13 protein-coding genes and 4 pseudogenes are annotated in these 17,490 nt (G+C 69.0%); 8 read left to right on the top strand and 9 right to left on the bottom strand.

Translation table 11 applies throughout. The annotated features are described in order from the left end of the window. Window positions 1-437: 437 nt before the first annotated feature. Window positions 438-1,220, top strand: a pseudogene (locus AB0950_RS39600) (relaxase domain-containing protein); the annotation flags it as partial. 38 nt (window positions 1,221-1,258) lie between these two features. Here AB0950_RS39600 and AB0950_RS39595 read toward each other — a convergent pair. The 3 genes and pseudogenes from AB0950_RS39595 to AB0950_RS39585 all read right to left on the bottom strand — a co-directional run. After that, window positions 1,259-1,651: pseudogene (locus AB0950_RS39595) on the bottom strand (transposase); the annotation flags it as partial. 135 nt (window positions 1,652-1,786) lie between these two features. Further along, the gene (gene ltrA, locus AB0950_RS39590) at window positions 1,787-3,103 is read right to left on the bottom strand and encodes a group II intron reverse transcriptase/maturase (protein WP_366780717.1); all 1,317 of its coding nucleotides are present in this window, start codon (window positions 3,101-3,103) and stop codon (window positions 1,787-1,789) included. Window positions 3,104-4,264: 1,161 nt separating this feature from the next. Then, window positions 4,265-5,626 (bottom strand): hypothetical protein, encoded by a 1,362-nt coding sequence (locus AB0950_RS39585; protein ID WP_366780716.1) that lies wholly within the window; start codon window positions 5,624-5,626, stop codon window positions 4,265-4,267. 318 nt (window positions 5,627-5,944) lie between these two features. On the opposite strand from AB0950_RS39585, the pseudogene AB0950_RS39580 reads away from it, so the two are divergent. Next, a pseudogene (locus AB0950_RS39580) lies at window positions 5,945-6,082 on the top strand (transposase); the annotation flags it as partial. Window positions 6,083-6,245: 163 nt separating this feature from the next. Here AB0950_RS39580 and AB0950_RS39575 read toward each other — a convergent pair. Together AB0950_RS39575 and AB0950_RS39570 are read right to left on the bottom strand one after the other, a co-directional pair. Beyond that, complete coding sequence (locus AB0950_RS39575; protein ID WP_366780715.1) at window positions 6,246-6,995, bottom strand: transposase family protein; 750 nt, start codon at window positions 6,993-6,995, stop codon at window positions 6,246-6,248. Between the two features lie 185 nt (window positions 6,996-7,180). Continuing rightward, window positions 7,181-8,356, bottom strand: a complete 1,176-nt coding sequence (locus tag AB0950_RS39570; RefSeq protein ID WP_366780714.1) for a PP2C family protein-serine/threonine phosphatase — start codon at window positions 8,354-8,356, stop codon at window positions 7,181-7,183. Between the two features lie 278 nt (window positions 8,357-8,634). On the opposite strand from AB0950_RS39570, the gene AB0950_RS39565 reads away from it, so the two are divergent. Continuing rightward, the gene (locus AB0950_RS39565) at window positions 8,635-9,285 is read left to right on the top strand and encodes a hypothetical protein (RefSeq protein ID WP_366780713.1); all 651 of its coding nucleotides are present in this window, start codon (window positions 8,635-8,637) and stop codon (window positions 9,283-9,285) included. Window positions 9,286-9,928: 643 nt separating this feature from the next. Here the strand turns inward: AB0950_RS39565 and AB0950_RS39560 are convergent. Continuing rightward, the gene (locus AB0950_RS39560; protein ID WP_366780712.1) at window positions 9,929-10,234 is read right to left on the bottom strand and encodes a DUF3759 domain-containing protein; all 306 of its coding nucleotides are present in this window, start codon (window positions 10,232-10,234) and stop codon (window positions 9,929-9,931) included. 421 nt (window positions 10,235-10,655) lie between these two features. On the opposite strand from AB0950_RS39560, the gene AB0950_RS39555 reads away from it, so the two are divergent. After that, window positions 10,656-11,198 (top strand): HutD family protein, encoded by a 543-nt coding sequence (locus AB0950_RS39555; protein ID WP_366780711.1) that lies wholly within the window; start codon window positions 10,656-10,658, stop codon window positions 11,196-11,198. Between the two features lie 179 nt (window positions 11,199-11,377). On the opposite strand, the gene AB0950_RS39550 is transcribed toward AB0950_RS39555, so the two are convergent. Both AB0950_RS39550 and AB0950_RS39545 read right to left on the bottom strand, forming a co-directional pair. Then, window positions 11,378-11,716, bottom strand: coding sequence for a hypothetical protein (locus tag AB0950_RS39550; RefSeq protein ID WP_366780718.1), 339 nt, complete (start codon window positions 11,714-11,716; stop codon window positions 11,378-11,380). Between the two features lie 76 nt (window positions 11,717-11,792). Further along, window positions 11,793-12,383, bottom strand: a pseudogene (locus AB0950_RS39545) (Lrp/AsnC family transcriptional regulator); the annotation flags it as partial. Between the two features lie 124 nt (window positions 12,384-12,507). Between AB0950_RS39545 and AB0950_RS39540 the strand changes: the two are divergent. The 4 genes from AB0950_RS39540 (at window position 12,508) to AB0950_RS39525 (ending at window position 15,845) form a co-directional block, all read left to right on the top strand. Beyond that, window positions 12,508-13,737 (top strand): M20 family metallopeptidase, encoded by a 1,230-nt coding sequence (locus AB0950_RS39540; protein WP_366780710.1) that lies wholly within the window; start codon window positions 12,508-12,510, stop codon window positions 13,735-13,737. A 68-nt stretch (window positions 13,738-13,805) separates the two neighbouring features. Beyond that, complete coding sequence (locus AB0950_RS39535) at window positions 13,806-15,215, top strand: cytosine permease (RefSeq protein ID WP_366780709.1); 1,410 nt, start codon at window positions 13,806-13,808, stop codon at window positions 15,213-15,215. Between the two features lie 89 nt (window positions 15,216-15,304). After that, window positions 15,305-15,595, top strand: coding sequence for a hypothetical protein (locus AB0950_RS39530; protein WP_366780708.1), 291 nt, complete (start codon window positions 15,305-15,307; stop codon window positions 15,593-15,595). A 76-nt stretch (window positions 15,596-15,671) separates the two neighbouring features. Beyond that, complete coding sequence (locus AB0950_RS39525; protein WP_366780706.1) at window positions 15,672-15,845, top strand: hypothetical protein; 174 nt, start codon at window positions 15,672-15,674, stop codon at window positions 15,843-15,845. A 77-nt stretch (window positions 15,846-15,922) separates the two neighbouring features. On the opposite strand, the gene AB0950_RS39520 is transcribed toward AB0950_RS39525, so the two are convergent. Next, on the bottom strand, window positions 15,923-16,912 hold the full coding sequence (locus AB0950_RS39520) for a hypothetical protein (protein WP_366780704.1): 990 nt from the start codon (window positions 16,910-16,912) through the stop codon (window positions 15,923-15,925). Window positions 16,913-17,490: the final 578 nt, after the last annotated feature.

Here is a 17,490-nt window from a genome sequence, read left to right as displayed (position 1 = left end):
TGAACGCCTTCCAGATCGCCTTCGACGGCCGACTGAACCCAAGCAACCGCTGACCACCTCAACAACCAAGATCAGCCGTTAAGTTGACACTCCCGGTCCCGCTCACGGGACGGCACCGGCATGGCCGGTAGCGGGGAGAGGCCGCCAGACAGGGGCGGCTCTGGGGTGGTGGAGTGCCGGGTCGTTGGTCGTCGCGGCCGCAGGGTGTGAGTGCTCTGGGTGTTCGTCCGGCCGGTGGGTGTCGGGCACGTGAGGCCGCCGGCAGGCCGGTTGCCGTACACCTCTGGCACTTTTGACGCTCTCCCGGCCCGGAGGGCCGAATTCCCTTGTGGCGGGACGAGGTTGAAGATTGTTTCCGAGGCCCTGGGAGGTTCGGGCTGTGCCCGGGTCAGCGCCCTCATCCCCGTGCTGCGGGGTGATCTTCTGTTGTTGTGGGGATGACGGCGACTGGGTTCACGGCAGGGCGGGAGCGCTATTACCGGCGCGACATCGCCCTCGGTGACGGTGCCCGGGGCATCGAGCCGACGGTGTCCTCGGCTGTGCCGGGAGTGCCGCCCGGGGTGTGGCACGGGCAGGCCGCCCGCGTGCTGGGGCTGTCCGGTGTGGTCAGCGATGAGCAGATGAAGGCGCTGTTCGGACTCGGTATGCACCCTGACGCCAAGGTGCTCGTGGCCAGGGAGCTTGAGCGGGGCGCCTCGCTGAAGCGGGCCATGAAGGCCGCCAAGCTCGGGCCGGCCGTGCCCCGGCTGACGGAACTGTCCTCGCTCGACCGCGAGGTCCAGCAGGTCCTCGACCAGGTCGGTGAGCAGCTGTGCCGGCCGCTGACGAAGGCCGAGATGCGCCAGGTGCGGCAGCGGACGGCGGCGCACGCCTTCCAGGCTGAGTACCACCGGCCGCCGGCAGACGGCGCCGAGCTCGGCCGGTTCCTGGCCGCGCGGACCGGCCCCCAGCGACGCGCGATCACCGGCTACGACCTCACGTTCTCCTGCGAGGAGTTGTCGCTGCTGTTCGCCCTCGGCGGGCCCGGGGTGCGGCGGGTCGTCCTCGAGGTCATGGCCCAGGCCCGCTCCGAGACCGTGGCGTGGCTGGAGCAGCATGCGCTCGCGGTGCGTACCGGGCCGGGCGGCGTGGCGCAGCAGCAGGCTGTGCCGGGCCTGGTGGGCACGGTCTATCTGCACTACGAATCGCGTGCCGGTGACCCCATGCTGCACGAGCACGTCGTCATCTCCGTACGCGGCGGCCATGCGGCACACGAGTGTCTGTCCCAGATCGCGTCCTGGTGGGCTCGGGCCAGCACAGCGACAGCCTGGACGAGTTCGCTGTCGGTGGGAAGAGGCCGGTGGGCGGCCATGTCGGTGCGGAGGATGTTGGCCAGGACGCGGGCGTCGGCGGCGTCCGACTTGGCCCGGGAGATGCTGCTGCGGTCGCGGTAGCGCGCGGCAGCCAGTGGGTTGATCGCGTAGACGTTGCGCCCGGTGGCCCGCAGACCGGCCACTAGGAGACCGCGTGGGGTCTCGATCGCCACTGGTATGAGTTCCTTGGGACTGTCGCCATGGCGGGCCAGCAGCTCCAGCAGGGCGTTGAAGCCGGCGCTGTCGTCGCTGATCCTCAGCTTGGCCAGTTGGGCGCCGTCCTGGTCGACCAGCGCGATGTCGTGGTGGGGTCGGCGCGGAGCGCGGTACTGGAGTTCCCCCCAGCCCGTTTCTCCACGCCGCCCTCCCGAACCGGACGTGCGAGTTGGCCCCGCATCCGGCTCTCCACAAGCCCCGTTGAGCAGTTGCTTTCCTCAGGTCGTGCTGGGCCAGGGCGACGGAATGGTCGTCCCTCTGGGCCGGTATCGCGTGGTGACTACCGAGCCCGGATTGAACAGGACGACGTCGCCGTCGTGCGGCCACCATCCGCCGTCGCAGTAGCGGCGGCGGAGTTCCTTCCACCCGGTGCCGAGGTGTTTGCGGCGGAGCCATCCGAAGACCTGACGCCAGACGATCATGCGCAGGTATTGGAAGGCCCGGGCCGACACCCCGGGGCGGAAGTAGGCGGTCCAGCCCCGCAGCACTTGGTTGAGCTTGTGCAGCAGGACTGCCAGCGGCAGGCTGACGTTCATCCGGCAGAGCGCCTTCGTCTTGGCCTTGATGGACCGAAGTGCCTTCTTGGCCGGGTAGTTGTAGACGTACTGCCGGTCGGTTCCCCGCTTCCGGTGGCGCTGGATGCGCCATTCGAGGAAGTCGAGGCCCTCGTCGATGTGCGTGATCAGTGTCTTCTCCTCCGACAGCCGCAGGCCGACGGTGGAGAGGACCTCCGCCACTTCGGGAAGCAGTGCTTCCGCATGAGCTCGGGTGCCCGAGACCAGAACGACGAAGTCGTCCGCGTACCGGATCAACCGGTAGTTGGCCAACCCCTTCTGGCGCCGGGTGAACCGTCGCTTCGGGCTGGTCTGTGGTCCGCCCTCGATCTTGGTGAAGTGCTCGTCCAGGACCGAGAGGGCCACGTTGGCCAGCAGCGGCGAGAGAATCCCGCCCTGCGGAGTGCCGGTGACGGTCTCCTTGGAGGTGCCAACCTCGGTGAGGATGCCCGCCTTCAAGAACGCCTTCACCAGCGCGAGCACGCGCTTGTCCCCGATCCGAACCCGCACTCGGTCCATCAGAGCCGAATGCGAGATCTCGTCGAAGCACGCCTTGATGTCGCCCTCCAGCACCCACTCGTAGGTCTTGGATGCCAGAAAGCGCGTCTCGGCCATCGCGTCATGCGCACGCCGGTTGGGCCTGAAGCCGTACGAGCACGGCACAAAGTCCGCCTCGAAGATCGGCTCCAGCACCAGCTTCAAGGACGCCTGGACCACCCGGTCGGCCACGGTCGGAATCCCAAGGCGCCGCCGCTTGCGCGACCCCGGCTTGGGGATCACCCGTTCCCTGACCGGCACCGGACGGAAGCTGCGGGACTTCAACTGCTCCCGCAGCTCAGCGAGGAACTGAGACTCGCCGATCCGTTCTCGGACGTAGGTGACGGTCATGCCGTCCACTCCGGCCGAGCGCGCACCCTTGTTCCCCGCGACCCGCTCCCAGGCCATGGCCAGGAACGCGGGGTCGCAGACGAGGTTGTACAGATCGTCGAACCGACGATGAGGATCGTCGTTCGCCCAACGGTGCAGCTTGGTCTGGATCTCCAGTACCCGTCGCTCGACCCGGAACGAGCCGAGCGGCAGATCACTCGTATTCGCCAGCGGTCTCCTGGTCTTCCAGTACTTCCACTACTGACTTGCTGGCCCCCTTCGCCATGCGGCCGGCTTTCCCGGCCTCGGACTACTACGGAGCCTCCGCCCCGCCCGGCGCCGACAGCTGACGACGTGCCTGTCCTTCCGCCGCACTGGCTGCGCGGGGCGAGGACGACACCGGACGGTTCCCACGTTCACTTGAGAGTCGATCGACGGGTGAGGCGCCCAGCTCTACCCCTGCGGCATCGCCACGACTACGCCGCAGACATTCACCGTGGCCTCCTGGCCGTTGATCACATGGCGACCAGGAGTTACCCGCTCTCGCACGAGGAGCAGGTATGCACCGCGACCAGCCCATATCCGCCAGATTTGAGCTGGTGGGCCGTTAAGGGGCGTCAGACACCGGTTCCTCTCGTACACCTTCCCGTCTCGCTGACCGGACCCGCACCATCTGGCAGTACTGGCACGTTCCGGCGTTGTCAGGGCTGCTCCCACCCTCCCCGGCGTCTCCCGGATCAGGCTGCCCTCAGCTTCACCCGGCCGCTGCGACGGCCAGGAGTCGAAGGTCTCTCACCTCCGCTCGACTTCAAGCGCCTCGTGGCGCACATGGTTCTCGGCCCAGTCGATACCGCAGAAGATCTTGCTCAACCTCGTTCTCCCGTTTGCGCGTTGCGTCAGTGCTGGTCGGCTCCGTGCGGAGCACGCGGCGCTCTAATAGAAGTGCTCGGGGCACGCCATCTCATGAGCCGTTCGTGTCTCCAGCGACCGGCAGGGACCTCGGTCTGTTGGAGAGCTCGGGGCTCGCGAACTGCTGAGAGGTCGGCCCCTGCCGGCGGGCTGAGGACATGAAAACCTGGCTTGGTGCGGAGCCACCGGGCGGGGCGCGGTCTTGCTGAAGGGATCGCGTCCCCGGATCCACCTTGGGCCTCCGCCCGGTGGCGTGGTGAGGAGGAGCCGGTCTGACCCGAGGGATCACAGTCCCGGAACGGGGGCAGGCTTCCACCTCACACAGAGGGCCCTTGCGCTTCCGTGCTCGGGCTTACTGCTGAGCTATTAGAACGGGGGTTCGGTGGAGAAGGTGCCAGTCCAGACTGGCTCAGCCGGTTCAGGCCTCGGCTCTTGAAGAACTCGCACGGCGTCCTTGATGCGGCCGAGGTCGATGAGGCGCCGGGCGAGGAGGGAACTGTTGAAGGGCAGGTGCTGTTCGAGGACGGCGGCGGATTCCTCCGTGCGGCCAGCCTCTGCCAGCAGGTCGGAAATGCTCGAGGCCGCGTACCAGGTGTCGCCCTCGGAGTGCGCCCGCGCCTGCTCGATTGCTTCGTCGAGCAGGCCGCAATCGGCCATGAGCGGAAGCCTCATACTGAAGAAGTCCCACTCCTCCTCACCGTCGTGGCGCGCCTTCAGAGCGTCGAGGTAGGCCAAGCCGTCGTGGGCGCGGCCGTGGTCGGCGTACAAGGTGCACAATGTGCCGACTATCCAGTCCTCCCCGCTGCCGGGTGATTCCGCGAGCGTGCGCATCACCTCGATCGCCTCGTCGCCCCGCCCGTGCCGGGCCAGGAGCTCGGACAGGAGTATGGCGCTGTGACACCGGCGGGCCGGAGAGTCGGCCGGCTGCCGGTACACGTCGATCGCGCCGTCCAGGTCACCGCGCTCCTCCAGTACCTCGGCAAGGCGCCGCGCGGCGTGCCCGTGGTACTCGGTCGCCGCGTACGCGCGCAGTTCCCCGAGCCGGTCGTGCCTCGCCAACAGGTCGGCCAACTGGTCACGGCCGTTGACGGAGGTGGTGCTGCGGGTGTACAGCAGGGCGATCGCGTCGTCCACGCGGCCTTGGCGCTCCCGGATCGCGGCCAGCAGTCCGACGGCGTTGAACGGCTCGGTCCGCCGGTTGTCGCAGTCGGGATCGCCACAAACGGGGACCGCCTCGATCCGGCCCTCCAGCAACGCCGCCGCCTCCTCGTTCAGGCCCGCGCCCTCCGCGATGTCGACCAGACAGTCGGCGAGGAACCAGTCGTCGATCCCGGCTCTCAGCAGGGTGAACGCCTCGCCGCCACGGTCGTGGCGGGCAAGCAGACGTGCGAAGAACTCAACTGCCAGCCGGTCTCCCGCCCACGCGTACGGCCGGGCGCGCTCGATCGCCTCCTCCACCCGCCCCCAGCCCTCCAGCAGCTCCGCTTCGGCCCGGGTGGCCGGCCACCAGCCCGTCGCGACATAAGGAGCGAGGACCTTCAGCGCCTCTGCCTGTCGGCCCTGCCCGCCGAGCAGGCGTGCCCACTCCCGTGCGCAGAACCACTCCCCGCGCCCGGCCTGGAACTCCACCTCCGCCGCATGGCCGAGCTCAAGAAGCCGCGAGACCAGCAGCGGCGGAATGCAGCCGGACAACGTCCGGACCCGGTAGTCAAGATCAGCAGCGTCCACGGCAGCGCACCCTAGCTCTCACCTCCGACAACGGCCCGCGCCCCGGAGGGGTCAAACTCCGATGAGACGAGCGCTTGCCACTCAAACTTCCCTACGTTGTCCTGCGGGACGCGGTGAGCCCTTCGTATGGTTCACCCACCCAGGGACGTCGGGTGTGGCTTTCAACCTTCTGCCACTCGTGGCTGGCATCGATTGGCCGCCCGGCGTCCCACGACGACTCGGCTGCCAATTAGGAATTGCGAATGATCGCTCAGTAGGGAATCGACAGCGAGGTCGTCCGTCGGGAGCCACCAGCAGCACACCGCACGGAGGCACCACATGGCCGCAATCTGGGCCGGCATCGACGCAGGAAAGGCCCATCACCACTGCGTTGCGATCGATGAGAGCGGCCGTCGGCTGCTGTCGCGCCGCGTCGCCAACGACGAACCCGAACTGCTCCAACTCCTCGCCGACGTCCTGGCCCTGGGCCTGCCGAAGGTCTCGCGCAGATGTACTTCCGCGCCAACAACACCCGCGCGCACGGCTTGGGCGTGGAGTTCACCGATGTGGAGCAGATCGAGATCGAGCTGTAGAGCGGGCTCCGGTACAAATGCCCCGGCATTGCTGTGACTGAGCGTTTTCAGCGTTGACGCTCCAGGGTGAGGACGGCAGCGGCGATGACCGTCATGCGGTTGGGGCCGCAGCGGGCTCTGCGGAAGACGCGCCAGGACTTCAGTGTCGCGACGCTTCGTTCGACCGGTGCTCGTGCTGCTGACAGGGCCCGGTTGATCGTCCGCTGGGTCGCGGTGAGGTCCTGGTGCGGGAGCCGCCTGATCGGCGTGGTCACCCCGGAGCCGGCCCCGATGTAGGCGCGGTCGGCGAGGACGGGTACGCCCTGGCGTTCGCAGATCCGGATGATGCGGTGGGTGCGGGCCGCGGTCAGGTCGTGGGTGCGGCCGGGCAGTGCGGGCGAGATCCACAGCAGCTTGCCCGCAGGGTCGGCAACGACCTGCACGTTCACGCCGTGGCGGCGGTGCTTCTGGGAGAAGTCGGCCCGGCTGTCACCGACCCGGTCGCACTCGGCGAGCGTTCCGTCGAGCAGGACGTGATCGGGATCCGTCTCCCGCAGTACCCGCAGCAGCCCGGGCGCCCGGCGGGACAGATGGCCGACGACGGCGGTGACATAGGCATGGGCAGTGCCGACGGATATGCCGAAGCCGGCGGCGATCTGCGCGAGCGTGTCGTGCCGGCGAAGGTAGACCAGGCCGACGAGAGCACGCTGGTGAGGCGGGAGCTTGCACCGGCGGTCACCCTCACGGGTGACGATGAGCATGGTTACCCACTCGACCAGGGCGTGCGGGAGGTCGAGTGCGGCAGGATAGGGCACCAACGAGGCTCCTGCGCTGATGAGTTGAGACGTCGAACACCTCTCTCAACGGCACAGGAGCCTCGTGCGTTGCCGGAGGCCTCCCCGTCACCCGACCGGTGCCCACTCTGAAAACGCTCACTGAACGCTTCACCTGGTGAGTGAGCGCTTGAGATGGCGAGGCTGAGCATTTCAGTTGGCGTGCCTGCTCAGTGGCTGGTCGCGGAGCGGTGGCGGAACCCGCCGCCATGGGGGATCTTCCCGTGGCGACGGCTCGTATGCGGAGCAGTCGTGCGGCGGATCGCGATCAGGGCGGCGTCGTCGTCGAGGCGTCCGCCAGCGTGGGCGAGAAGATCGCGCCGGATGTGATGCAGAAGCGTCTCCGGGCTGGCGTCGGTCCACTGGGCTGTCCGTTCCGTGAACGGGTAGAACCCGCCGGCAGGGTCGCGGGCTTCGATGACACCGTCGGTATACAGCAGGAGGGTGTCCCCGGGCTCGAAGGAGAACACATCGATGGTGTAGTCCTCGGGTCCAGTGCTGCCGACCCCCAGCGGAGGCGCGGGGTGCACGAGAACGGTGAGTGCTTCGCCCGGCCTGAGCAGCAGTGGCGGAGGGTGGCCGCAGCTGGTCAGCCGGGTGACGGGGTCCTCGTCGGGGACCTCCAGTAGCAAGGTGGTGGCGAAGCGTTCCCCGGCCTCGTCCTTCGGTTCGAAGTCGGCCAGATAGCGGGTGACGCTCTGTTCCAGCCCAGCGGCCAGCGCCGGCAGCGTGGTGTGCTGGTGAGCGGCCTCGCGGAAGGCACCGAGTAGCAGGGCGGCCTCGCCGATGGCGGGCAGGCCCTTGCCCCGCACGTCACCGATCATTACGCGGGTCCCGTGCTCGGTGCGGGTGGCCGCGTACAGATCGCCGCCGATCTGGGCCTCCTCCTCGGCCGCCAGATACAGGCAGGCGACCTGCAGCGGCCCGATCCGGTCCGGCAGCGGCCACAGCAGGACATGCTGCGCGGCCTCGGACACCGACCGCACCTGAGCCAATTGCCGACTGCGCCACTCACGCACCGCACTCAAGAACACGACCAACACCGAGAGCACCGCGATGGTGACCAACTGCACCATGTGGTTCGTTGTGGCCAGCCCGCCGTGAAACACGCCAATGATCGCCTGGGCCGCCAAGGCCAGAACTCCAATGAAGCCGGTCAGCAGGGGACCGGCGAACGAGGCAGCGATCGCGGGCGCGATAACCAGCGCCGGTCCCAAATGGACATCTGCGGGAGAGCGGATGTCCACCACAGTGATCACCAGGATGAGCACAACAGGGATCACCAGCAGCGCATGACTGGATTGCCATGACTGCCGCAGATTGGCAAAGCGCTGCTGGGCTGCCACCTCTCCACCCTGCACCCCCTCGGGGGTAGGTGCGAGCCCGGACACCAAGGCGGCATCCCCCGCCAACTCAAGCGCTCACTCGCCAGGTGAAACGCTCAGTCACAATTGCGGCTGCCGGGGGCGAGGCGTCCCGCGTCCTAATCCGGCAGCAGCCCCGGCAGCGAAGACGCCATGAGCTGGACCCCTGGAGGAGGAGCAGCATCATCGCGTCGCGGCCGGCGTCCGGCCACGCTGAATTTGTTGGCTTTCCTCGCTGCCTTGCCTGTACACCACGTTGCATGGGGATATGGACTGATGCCTTCATTGCGCCTGCCGAGCCGGCTCTGCTGCCACGAAAGGAGTTCGGGCAGCTCGTGGTCGACCTGGCGCGCGAGCGGGTGGCCTGTACGCCGTGGGCGCTGCTGGCGGGTGAGCTGTGTGTGAATGCGAGTTTGAACTGGGGGAGCGTCAGTGGGCAGGCCCGCTGGGACGCCCCTGAGATCGGCACCGTCCTGCGTTCCGAGGAGTACCCCGAAGGCCTTCGGGACGACGATCCGCCGCCGTGGGGCGACTCGCATGAGCGCGCCCGCCTGCTGGCTCGTGGCGAGGCGATTCTCGAGGTGCTGCCGGCCCTGGAGCAGGCGCCGTACGGGAAGGAGGACGTCGCGGTCGTCTTCTCCCACCTCGACTTCACCAACCGGGGGATCGTCGACTACTTCCGGTTCGAGGACAAGCGCACGATGCTCGTCGCCTTTGCCCTGGCCCACCCGCAGAACCGGCCCCTGTCCACGAACGACGGCTGGAAGCCCCATGGACCGGTGCACCCTGTGCGCACATGCCTGGTACACACCTTCAAACACGCCAGTGAGGACGGCCCGCTTCCGCCCCTCGCGTCCATCGCCACCCGGCATTTCGGCCCGGACCTGGTCTACGGCAAGACCTGGGGCTGAGTAGCGCATGCGCTATGTGTCGAGCTTCGCCTGCAGTCCGCTGCGCGCGTCCTGCACGCGTTCGAGGTGGAAAGCGGCGCCACCGTCCCTCAGCTGCGCGTTGCACGACTCGCCCGGTGCCGCACGGCACCGACGGCACCGGCGCGCCTTGACCATGGCAGGCGGGACGGCACGCGTGTTCGCCGACCTGCAGGGGTTGCCCTTACTGCCCTTGCGACGGTTGTTCTCCCTCAGCCTCGGATGACAGGCAGTGCAACAGCGCGCCCACGGCCGGTCTGCGGCCCCGGGATTCAAGGCCGTGTCCTCCCGGGGCCGCGTTCACCGGCCGGTTCGCGGTGAAAGGGTGCGGCCGGACCTGCGCCGGGGATGGAGAAGAGGCAGATCAAGGCCGCGGACACGCGGTGCACGTGGCGTGTCGTCTGCTCAACGCCAACCGGCGGACCAAGGACACGTAGGCGTCAACACTGCGTGGCTGATCAGGCACGGCTGACGCTCGCTCCTCGGCCCTGCACGAGACGCGAGACGGCCAGGCCCCTGGCCGACGATGCCCCCTTCAGCCGAGACAGAGCCGAAGGGGGCGAAAGTGGCGGTGGGCCGGGGGCGTGTGGCCGCCGGCGCCCGACGGCCGTACAGGCCGCTGAGGTCAGGCGCTGACGAAGTCGGGGGCGATACGCGCCGCTGCAGCCGCCGCGTGGCGTCTGACCTCCTCTTCGTCCAGGTGGTCCAGGCCGAAGTCGACCAGGAGCCGGTCGGCCTGCTGGCGCGCCAGCGTCTCCAGGGTGCGGGGCAGCGTCTCGTTGTCGATCGGCTTTCCGGACTCCTTCAGCTTGCGGGTCGCCTCCCAGGCGGCCGCATGGCCGGCCTGCTCCTCGGTGACGAGACGGTCCAGGCTGGTGCTGCCGTAGATGACGGTGTGCGCGTCCTTGTACTGCGTGATGCTCTGGGGCACGGTTTCTCCTCGCATAGGGCCAGACCGGGCTGGTGCGCGCCGGCCGGTTACCACCAGACAAACCCGGCCCTGCCGACCCGCGCCCGGCGGCGAGCCCCGAACGGGTGGCCTGCAGGGCCGACACGCTCCGCGATGGCCCGGGTGATACCCCGGCCATTCCTGGCGGTGCCGGCCGATGCAGGCATGGTTGACGTCGGCTCGGAGCCGGCCGTCCGTGACCGTGCGCGCAGCGATCCCGGCTGGCGGCGTTGTTCTACATCGTTCTCTCGGGCGTTCGCGAGTGTGGCGTGATGGTGCACTGCACGTCATTGATGATGGTCTTGGTGAGCGTCACCGTGCGGTGAGGGCGCTGGATTCGGCGAGTATGGCGGGCGAAAGCGGGTGGCCTGCGCGCCGGGTGAGTCGTGTGATGATCGGCGGCATGTCGAGCAACCAGATCTTGCGCGCGGCCGAGCGGACCGTCACCCCGTGGAAGAACGGGGGCGGCCTCACCCGGGAGGTGGCCGTCTCCCCGTCCGGCGCGGGTGTCGCGGACTTCGACTGGCGGCTGAGCATGGCCGATGTTGCCCAGGGTGGTCCGTTTTCCTGCTTCCCGGGCGTGGACCGGGTGATCATGGTGGTCGAGGGCCCGGGCATGGCGCTGACAGTCGACGGCACGGAGCATCTGGTGGGCCAGCGTTTCCGCCCCTTCGCCTTCCCTGGCGACGCAGTGACGCAGTGCCGGCTGCTGGGCGGCCCGCTGGTGGATTTCAACGTGATGACCCGCCGCGACCGCGTGCGCGCCGAGGTCAGCGTGGGCCGTGAGGCAGCCGAGATGCCCGTCGGTGCTCTGGCGTTGGTCCTGGACGGCTCCGCGGAGCTGGACGGTGAGCGTCTCGGGCGACTGGACGCGGTGCTGGCCGGCCTCGGCGGGACGTTGCGCGTGGACGGCGTGGCCGCGGTGCTCCGCTTCCACCCCGTGTGAACCGCGCCGGTCGCGCCGCTGCCCCTGCGTCAGCACCGGACCGGGGGCCGGCTCCGCAGGGACGAGCAGACGCCACTCCTCGCGCCTCCACCGCCCCGGACGCTGTTGCTGACTGCTTCACGCCCCGGCCTTTCAGGCCGTCGGGGCGGGGCGTGCGGATCTTCGCCTCGTGGAGTGGCTTACCGGGGGATTGCCCAGGGGCCCACTGGGACGGTGGTGGTGCTGTGGCCGCGGGTGTCGAAGACGCGGCCCATGCGTTTGGCCGTGTGCAGGGCGATCGTGCGGTCCTGGACAGTCAGGTCGGGGTATCGGGCGGCCAGGTCGATCTCCAGGTGGTGGACGTCGTCGACGGAGCGCAGCCAGACGGTGACGAGCAGGTTGTGGGTGCCGGCGATGGTGGCGATGAACCGGACGCTGGGAATGCGGACCAGGGAGTGGGCGGTCCAGCCGCGGCGCGGGCGCTTGGGCCCACAGTGAGGCCGTGACCTGCCGTTCGAACAATGGGGCGGCGAGGTCACACCGCAGGGCGGCCTCGCCGGTGGCCAGCAGGCGTTCGCTGCGGCGTCGGGCGGTGGCGGCGCTGGTGCCGGTGCGGTGCGCGAGCTGGTGCCAGGGCACTCGGCCGTCCTGGCTGAGTTCGGTGAGCAGCTTGCGGTCCAGGTCGGACAGGTGGCGTGGCGGCGGGTGGCCGGGGCGGGAGCGGCCGGGGTCGCGTTGGAGAGCGGAGGACTGGGCGGGGTCCAGAGCGTCCAGCCGCCATCGGCTGGCCTCGGTGATGACGGTGGTGGCGATGGTCACCGTCGTTCCGGTGACTGCGGGATGCCGCTCGATGCGGTCGAGGAGATAGCGGCTGAACGCGGCCAGGTCGGGGGTGATCACTTCGACGAGCAGGTCGTGGCTGCCTGCGGTGATTTCCACGGTGACGGCGGCCGGATCCTGGGCGAGGGCTGCGGCAACCTCCTCGCGCCGCCCTGCGGCGCAGCGCAGGCCGACGAACGCGATGAAGGCGGTAGCCCGGGGCCCGGGGACGGCGGTCACCCACGCGAGGCCGCTGTCGCTGAGCCGTTCCCAGCGGCGGGCAGCGGTGGCGGCCGTGCACTTCAGTACCGTCGCCAGTTCGGCCCAGGTGGCCCTCGGCTGCACCTGCAGGGCGTGCACGAGCGCCAGGTCCTCTTCGCCGATCATGCTCGATTCCTTTGGTTCAGCAGCTTGTATTGCCTGATTCAGGCTATCGGCGATGCTGTGGTGGCCGTCCCCACATCATCGTCCCTACCGATTCGAGCCGAGCGATGAAGCTGGAGGGTAGGCAATGGTCCTGGTCGACGATGCCCGGGCGCTGGCCGACGAGCTGATCGAGCTGCGGCGGTCCCTGCACCGTGAGCCCGAGGTGGGACTACGGCTGCCGCGCACCCAGGCCAAGGTGTTCGCCGCTCTCCAGGGTCTGCCCTTGAAGATCATTGAGGGTCGGTCCCTGTCCTCGGTGACGGCGGTTGTGGAGGGCGGCCGGCCCGGGCCGACGGTGCTGCTTCGGGCCGACATGGACGCGTTGCCGGTGACAGAGGAGACCGGTCTGCCCTTCGCTTCGCGATTCGAGGGGCGGATGCACGCCTGCGGGCACGATCTGCACACCGCGATGCTCGTAGGCGCCGCCCACCTGCTGGCGCGGCGGACCGATCAGCTCGCCGGACAGGTCGTCTTGATGTTCCAGCCGGGCGAGGAGGGGCACGACGGCGCCCGCCTCATGATCGAGGAGGGAGTGCTGGAGGCGGGCGGCAGCCGGCCTGTTGCTGCCTATGCCCTGCACGTGAGCTCGCGGCACTGGCCAACCGGCCGTTTCGCGACACGGCCGGGGCCGCTGATGGCCGCCTCGGCCCGACTGAGTGTCACCGTGCACGGGACCGGTGGCCACGGCTCGGCCCCCCACCACGCCAGGAACCCGATCCCCGCGCTGTGCGCCATGGTTGGGGAATTGCCCGGTTACCTCGCCCGCACCGTGGACCCGTTGCAGCCGGCCGTCGTCAGCGTCGGCACCCTGAACGCGGGCACCGCCGCGACCGTCATCCCACAGACTGCCAGCTTCGAAGCGACCGTCCGCAGCTTCGACCCCGAGGTCGACCGGCATCTCGCGCACGGCCTGGCGCGGCTGTGCGAGGACCTCGCCGCCGCGTACGGGGTGAGGGCCGACGCCCGCTACACCGTCGAATACCCGGCCACTGTCGCCGAGCCCGCCGAATCGCAGTTCGCGGCCGGCATCGCACAAGCACTCTTCGGACAGCAGCGCTACCAGAAGATGGCACAGCCGCTGACCGCCTCGGAGGACTTCTCCCGCGTCCTGCAGCAGGTGCCCGGCACCATCGTCCAACTCGGCGCCGCCCCCGCCGGCCAAGACCACGAAACCGCGCCCGCCAACCACTCCCCGCACGCCGTCTTCGACGAAGCAGTCATCGCCGACGGCGCCGCCCTGTACGCCGGGCTGGCCATTGGCCGGCTCGACGAGGAGACCGCCACCCCCAACCCCGGCGACCGCGTACTTCGGTAAAACCTCCGCCCGGTGACCCGTCCACTGCCCTGGGCGAGCCACCCCACCGACGACATCGGAGACAGCTCATGGCACAACAATCCGAACGCCCCAAGAGCACAGCCGCCATCGAGCAACGGTCGATCGACCACGTACCCGCGACAGAGCGGCACGGAAAGCCATGGCACCTGTTCACCCTCTGGTTCGCCAGCAACGTCCAGATCACCGGACTGGTCAATGGCGCCCTGGCCATCACCGTCGGCCTCGACCTGCCGTGGGCGATCATCTCGATCCTGGTCGGAAACCTTGTCGGCGGCCTATTCATGGCCTACCACTCCGTCCAGGGGCCGCGGCTGGGCATCCCGCAGATGATTCAAAGCCGCGCCCAGTTCGGCTTCTACGGTGCGATCCTGCCGGTGGCCATCGTGGTGGTCATGTACTTCGGCTTCAATGTAGAGGGCGCCGTCATCAACGGCCACGCGGTGGCGAGTTGGCTGCATCTGCCGTACCCCGCCGCGGTGGTCCTGTCCAACCTGGCCACACTCGTGGTCGCGGTGGCCGGCTACAAGCTGATCCACGCGGTGAGCAAGTACCTGTCCGTCGTCTCCGCAGTGGTCTTCCTGGCCCTGTTCATCGAGCTGGGCACCCACCTGCCCGCGCACTACCACGGCACCTCGGTCAACGCCGGCACCGTCTTGCTGGCGACCTCCATCTTCGCGTCCTGGCAGATCACCTGGGCGCCCTACGTCTCGGACTACTCGCGCTACCTGCCCGAGTCCACCCCCGCCAAGACCACCTTCTGGTGGACCTACCTCGGCGCCGCCGTCGGCGGCTCCTGGGTCATGGTGATCGGCGCCTTCGCCGCCGTCATCGGCGCGAACGCACTCGGCAAGGACTCCATCGGCTTCCTCGCCCACCAATTCCCCGCCATCTCACCGCTGCTGGTCGCCGCACTCATCATCGGCGGCGTCCCCGGCTCGGCACAGAGCCCCTACGGTGCCTTCCTCACCGCGCTCAGCGCCGTCTCCCCGACCGGCCGGATCGCCGCCGCCTCCCGGGCCCGCACATGGTTCGCTGTCGTGTTCGTCGCCATCACCACTGTGCTCGCGGTCCTGGCCGGCTCCAACATCCTGGGCCTGATCGAGAACATCACCCTCATCCTGCTGTACCTGCTGATCCCGTGGACGGCCATCAACCTCACCGACTACTACGCGGTGCGACGCGGCCACTATGACATCGAGTCGTTCTTCCTCAAGAACGGACCGTACGGCCGCTGCAATTGGGGAGCCGTTGTGATCTTCGTGCTCTCGATCGCCGTGGAGATCCCCTTCATCAACAGCACGGTCTACGAAGGCCCCCTCGCCAAGCACATGGGAGGCGCCGACATCTCCTGGATCGTCGGCCTGCTCTTCGCAGCCATCATCTACTACCTGTACTGCGCACACTCCCGCAGGCCCACCGCACAGGAGCCGAAGCCCCTGACCACGACCCCGGTCTAGTCACCGCGAAACGACTCCCGCATGTTCCCCCCGGCCGCGCCCCTCGCGTACCACCGCCAGCGGTCGCTGGGGAGGCCTAAGCTCGGCGGATGATCAATATGGCGGGGCGTGGTGACAGCGGGAACGTCGTGGCTCGCGCCAAAGCCGGTGTGGAGTGGACGGCCGGCTTCGCGGATCTGGAGCCGGCGGAGTTCCCGATGCTCTGGGCCCTGACGCCGTATGGGGATGCGGTCTTCAACCATCGGCAGGTGCCGCTGCTGCTGTCGGAACTCGACCGACTTCCTGCCGACTTGGGCGGTGACTGGGTTGGGCAGGCCCGCGAGCTGTGCCAGGTCGTCGAGCGCGGGCTGCACCTGTACCTGTGGTTCATCGGCGACTGACTGCGGTCAGTCGGCCAACGACTCCCCAGCTGCGACGGTCCCGGAGCCGGAACGGCCGGCCGCGGTGCTCGATTCGATGGCCGCGTTGCAGGAGTCGGTGTCGAAGGTGAAGGCCTCCCGCAGCGAAGACACAGGCCCGGCCGAGGTGCACGAGCTGGCGAAGCCGAAGCAGAAGACGGCCGGGAAGAAGACCACGGCGAAGAAGACGGCCGCCAAGAAGACGCCGAGCCGCCGACCACACAGCGCCTAGCCACCCCAACTGAAAGGTCGGACGCCGCTATGCCCACTGCCCCAAGGTTCGCCTGGCTGCAGCTGAGCGCCGCGGGTTTACCGGCATGTCTGTGTGGCGTGGGGTGCGGTGCCCTGACCGCGGGTGATCTGGAAGTTGATGGGAATGTCGAAGTCCGGGCGGGTGGCGTCGGTGTGGTCGGAGGCGGGGAAGTCGGTGATGACCAGGCGGATCCAGCCGGCGGAGGGGCTTTTGATGACCACGGACTGGCCTACGTCGCCTCCCTGTACCCGGCATGAGGTCCACGGGGTGATGACGGAGTAGACGGCGCCGGGGATGTCACTGCCGTTCACCGACAGCACGCTGATGGTGACCAGGCCGTCACGGGTGCTGGTCGGATGGGAGGAGTGAACCGTCAGCAGCGTGGTCCCCGGTGTCGGCGGTGGCGCGGGGGAGGAGGACCGGGGCGAGGAGGGCCCGGCGGCGTGTGTGGCCGTAGCCGAGGGGGACCGAGCGGCGGACGAGGTTGGGGTGCCCAGGTGGGTGCCGGGTCCGCTGCCGGGCGAGGCGGTGATGTACACCAGGGCTGCCGCGGCGGCCGAGGCCGCCGCCGTGACGCCGACCGCCACCCACCGCCGGCGGCGAGGGCTGTCCTGCGCATCCGGTGCGCCGCTGGGCCCGGTCGTGTCGGGCGCTGTCGGAGCCGCAGCCGGGGCCATGGCGGGCTCGGCAGGTGGGTCAACGACCGCCGGGGCTGGGTTCGCACGGTCAGGAGCAGCCGGAGGGGTGGGGGTGCGGGCGGCGTCGGCTTCGATCCAGCGCTGTCGGCAGGCTTCGACCGCTGCGTCCCCTCCCAGTGCCCAGGCGACCGGCTCGACCGTCTCCCAGCGCGGCAGCCGTTTGCCGTTGATCATCTCCGAGATGGTGCCCTCACGCACCGTCGCGCGCGGATAGCGGCGCCGGCTGCGCCGCACGAGCTGGGTGTAGCTGGGTTTGCCGGCCTCGCGGTGCAACTGCTGTAACCACAGCGCGAAGGCCATCACCGGGTCGCTCTCCCGGCCGGCGGGTTCGCTGTCGTTCGCTGTCATTCGCCGTCCCCCGCGCTGAACGTCGGCCGTGGCTGACTGGTCGGCGCAGCCACACATCCACGCGGCACCGTACCGCCCGTCCCGGGAGGCTCTCCTTGGTGATGACAGCACTCACCTGCACAGGCGCAGCCCTCGCTCTGTCCGCCACCGGCCGGCTGTTGGCCACCGCCGTCGCGGTCCTGGCCCGCGACCCTGAACGCCGTGCCGATGCCCGATCGGTTCTTCGTCTGCTGCTTGCCCACCGCCATCCCACCCGTGATCGTGATCGACGGTGATGGGACCCGCCCGGCGCCGACGAGGGCGGCCTCGGTAGTGGACACACTCCGCGGCGGCGGCCTGGGCGGCCGTGAATGCTCGGTGCGAGAGCGTGTAGGCCGTTCGGGCGCTGTGTGGAGGTCAGGCGGCCGGCTCCGGGACGGTGGTGGAGTTCCTGGACGGGGGCGGTGTATCGGCGCGTCATCGACGTGGCCGGGGCCCCGGCAATTACTGACCTTCAAAGCGTGGTGTCGTAGGGGCTGACGCCTCATGATCCCTGCGGTATGCCGACGTTATGAGGTATGCGCAAGGGGGCGGGCTGA

Source organism: Streptomyces sp. NPDC007189 (assembly GCF_040703635.1).
In the GTDB taxonomy this organism is placed as follows: Bacteria; Actinomycetota; Actinomycetes; order Streptomycetales; family Streptomycetaceae; genus Streptomyces.
The sequence above is the reverse complement of the archived record's forward strand: the minus strand, read 5'-3'. Positions and strand labels throughout refer to the sequence as shown.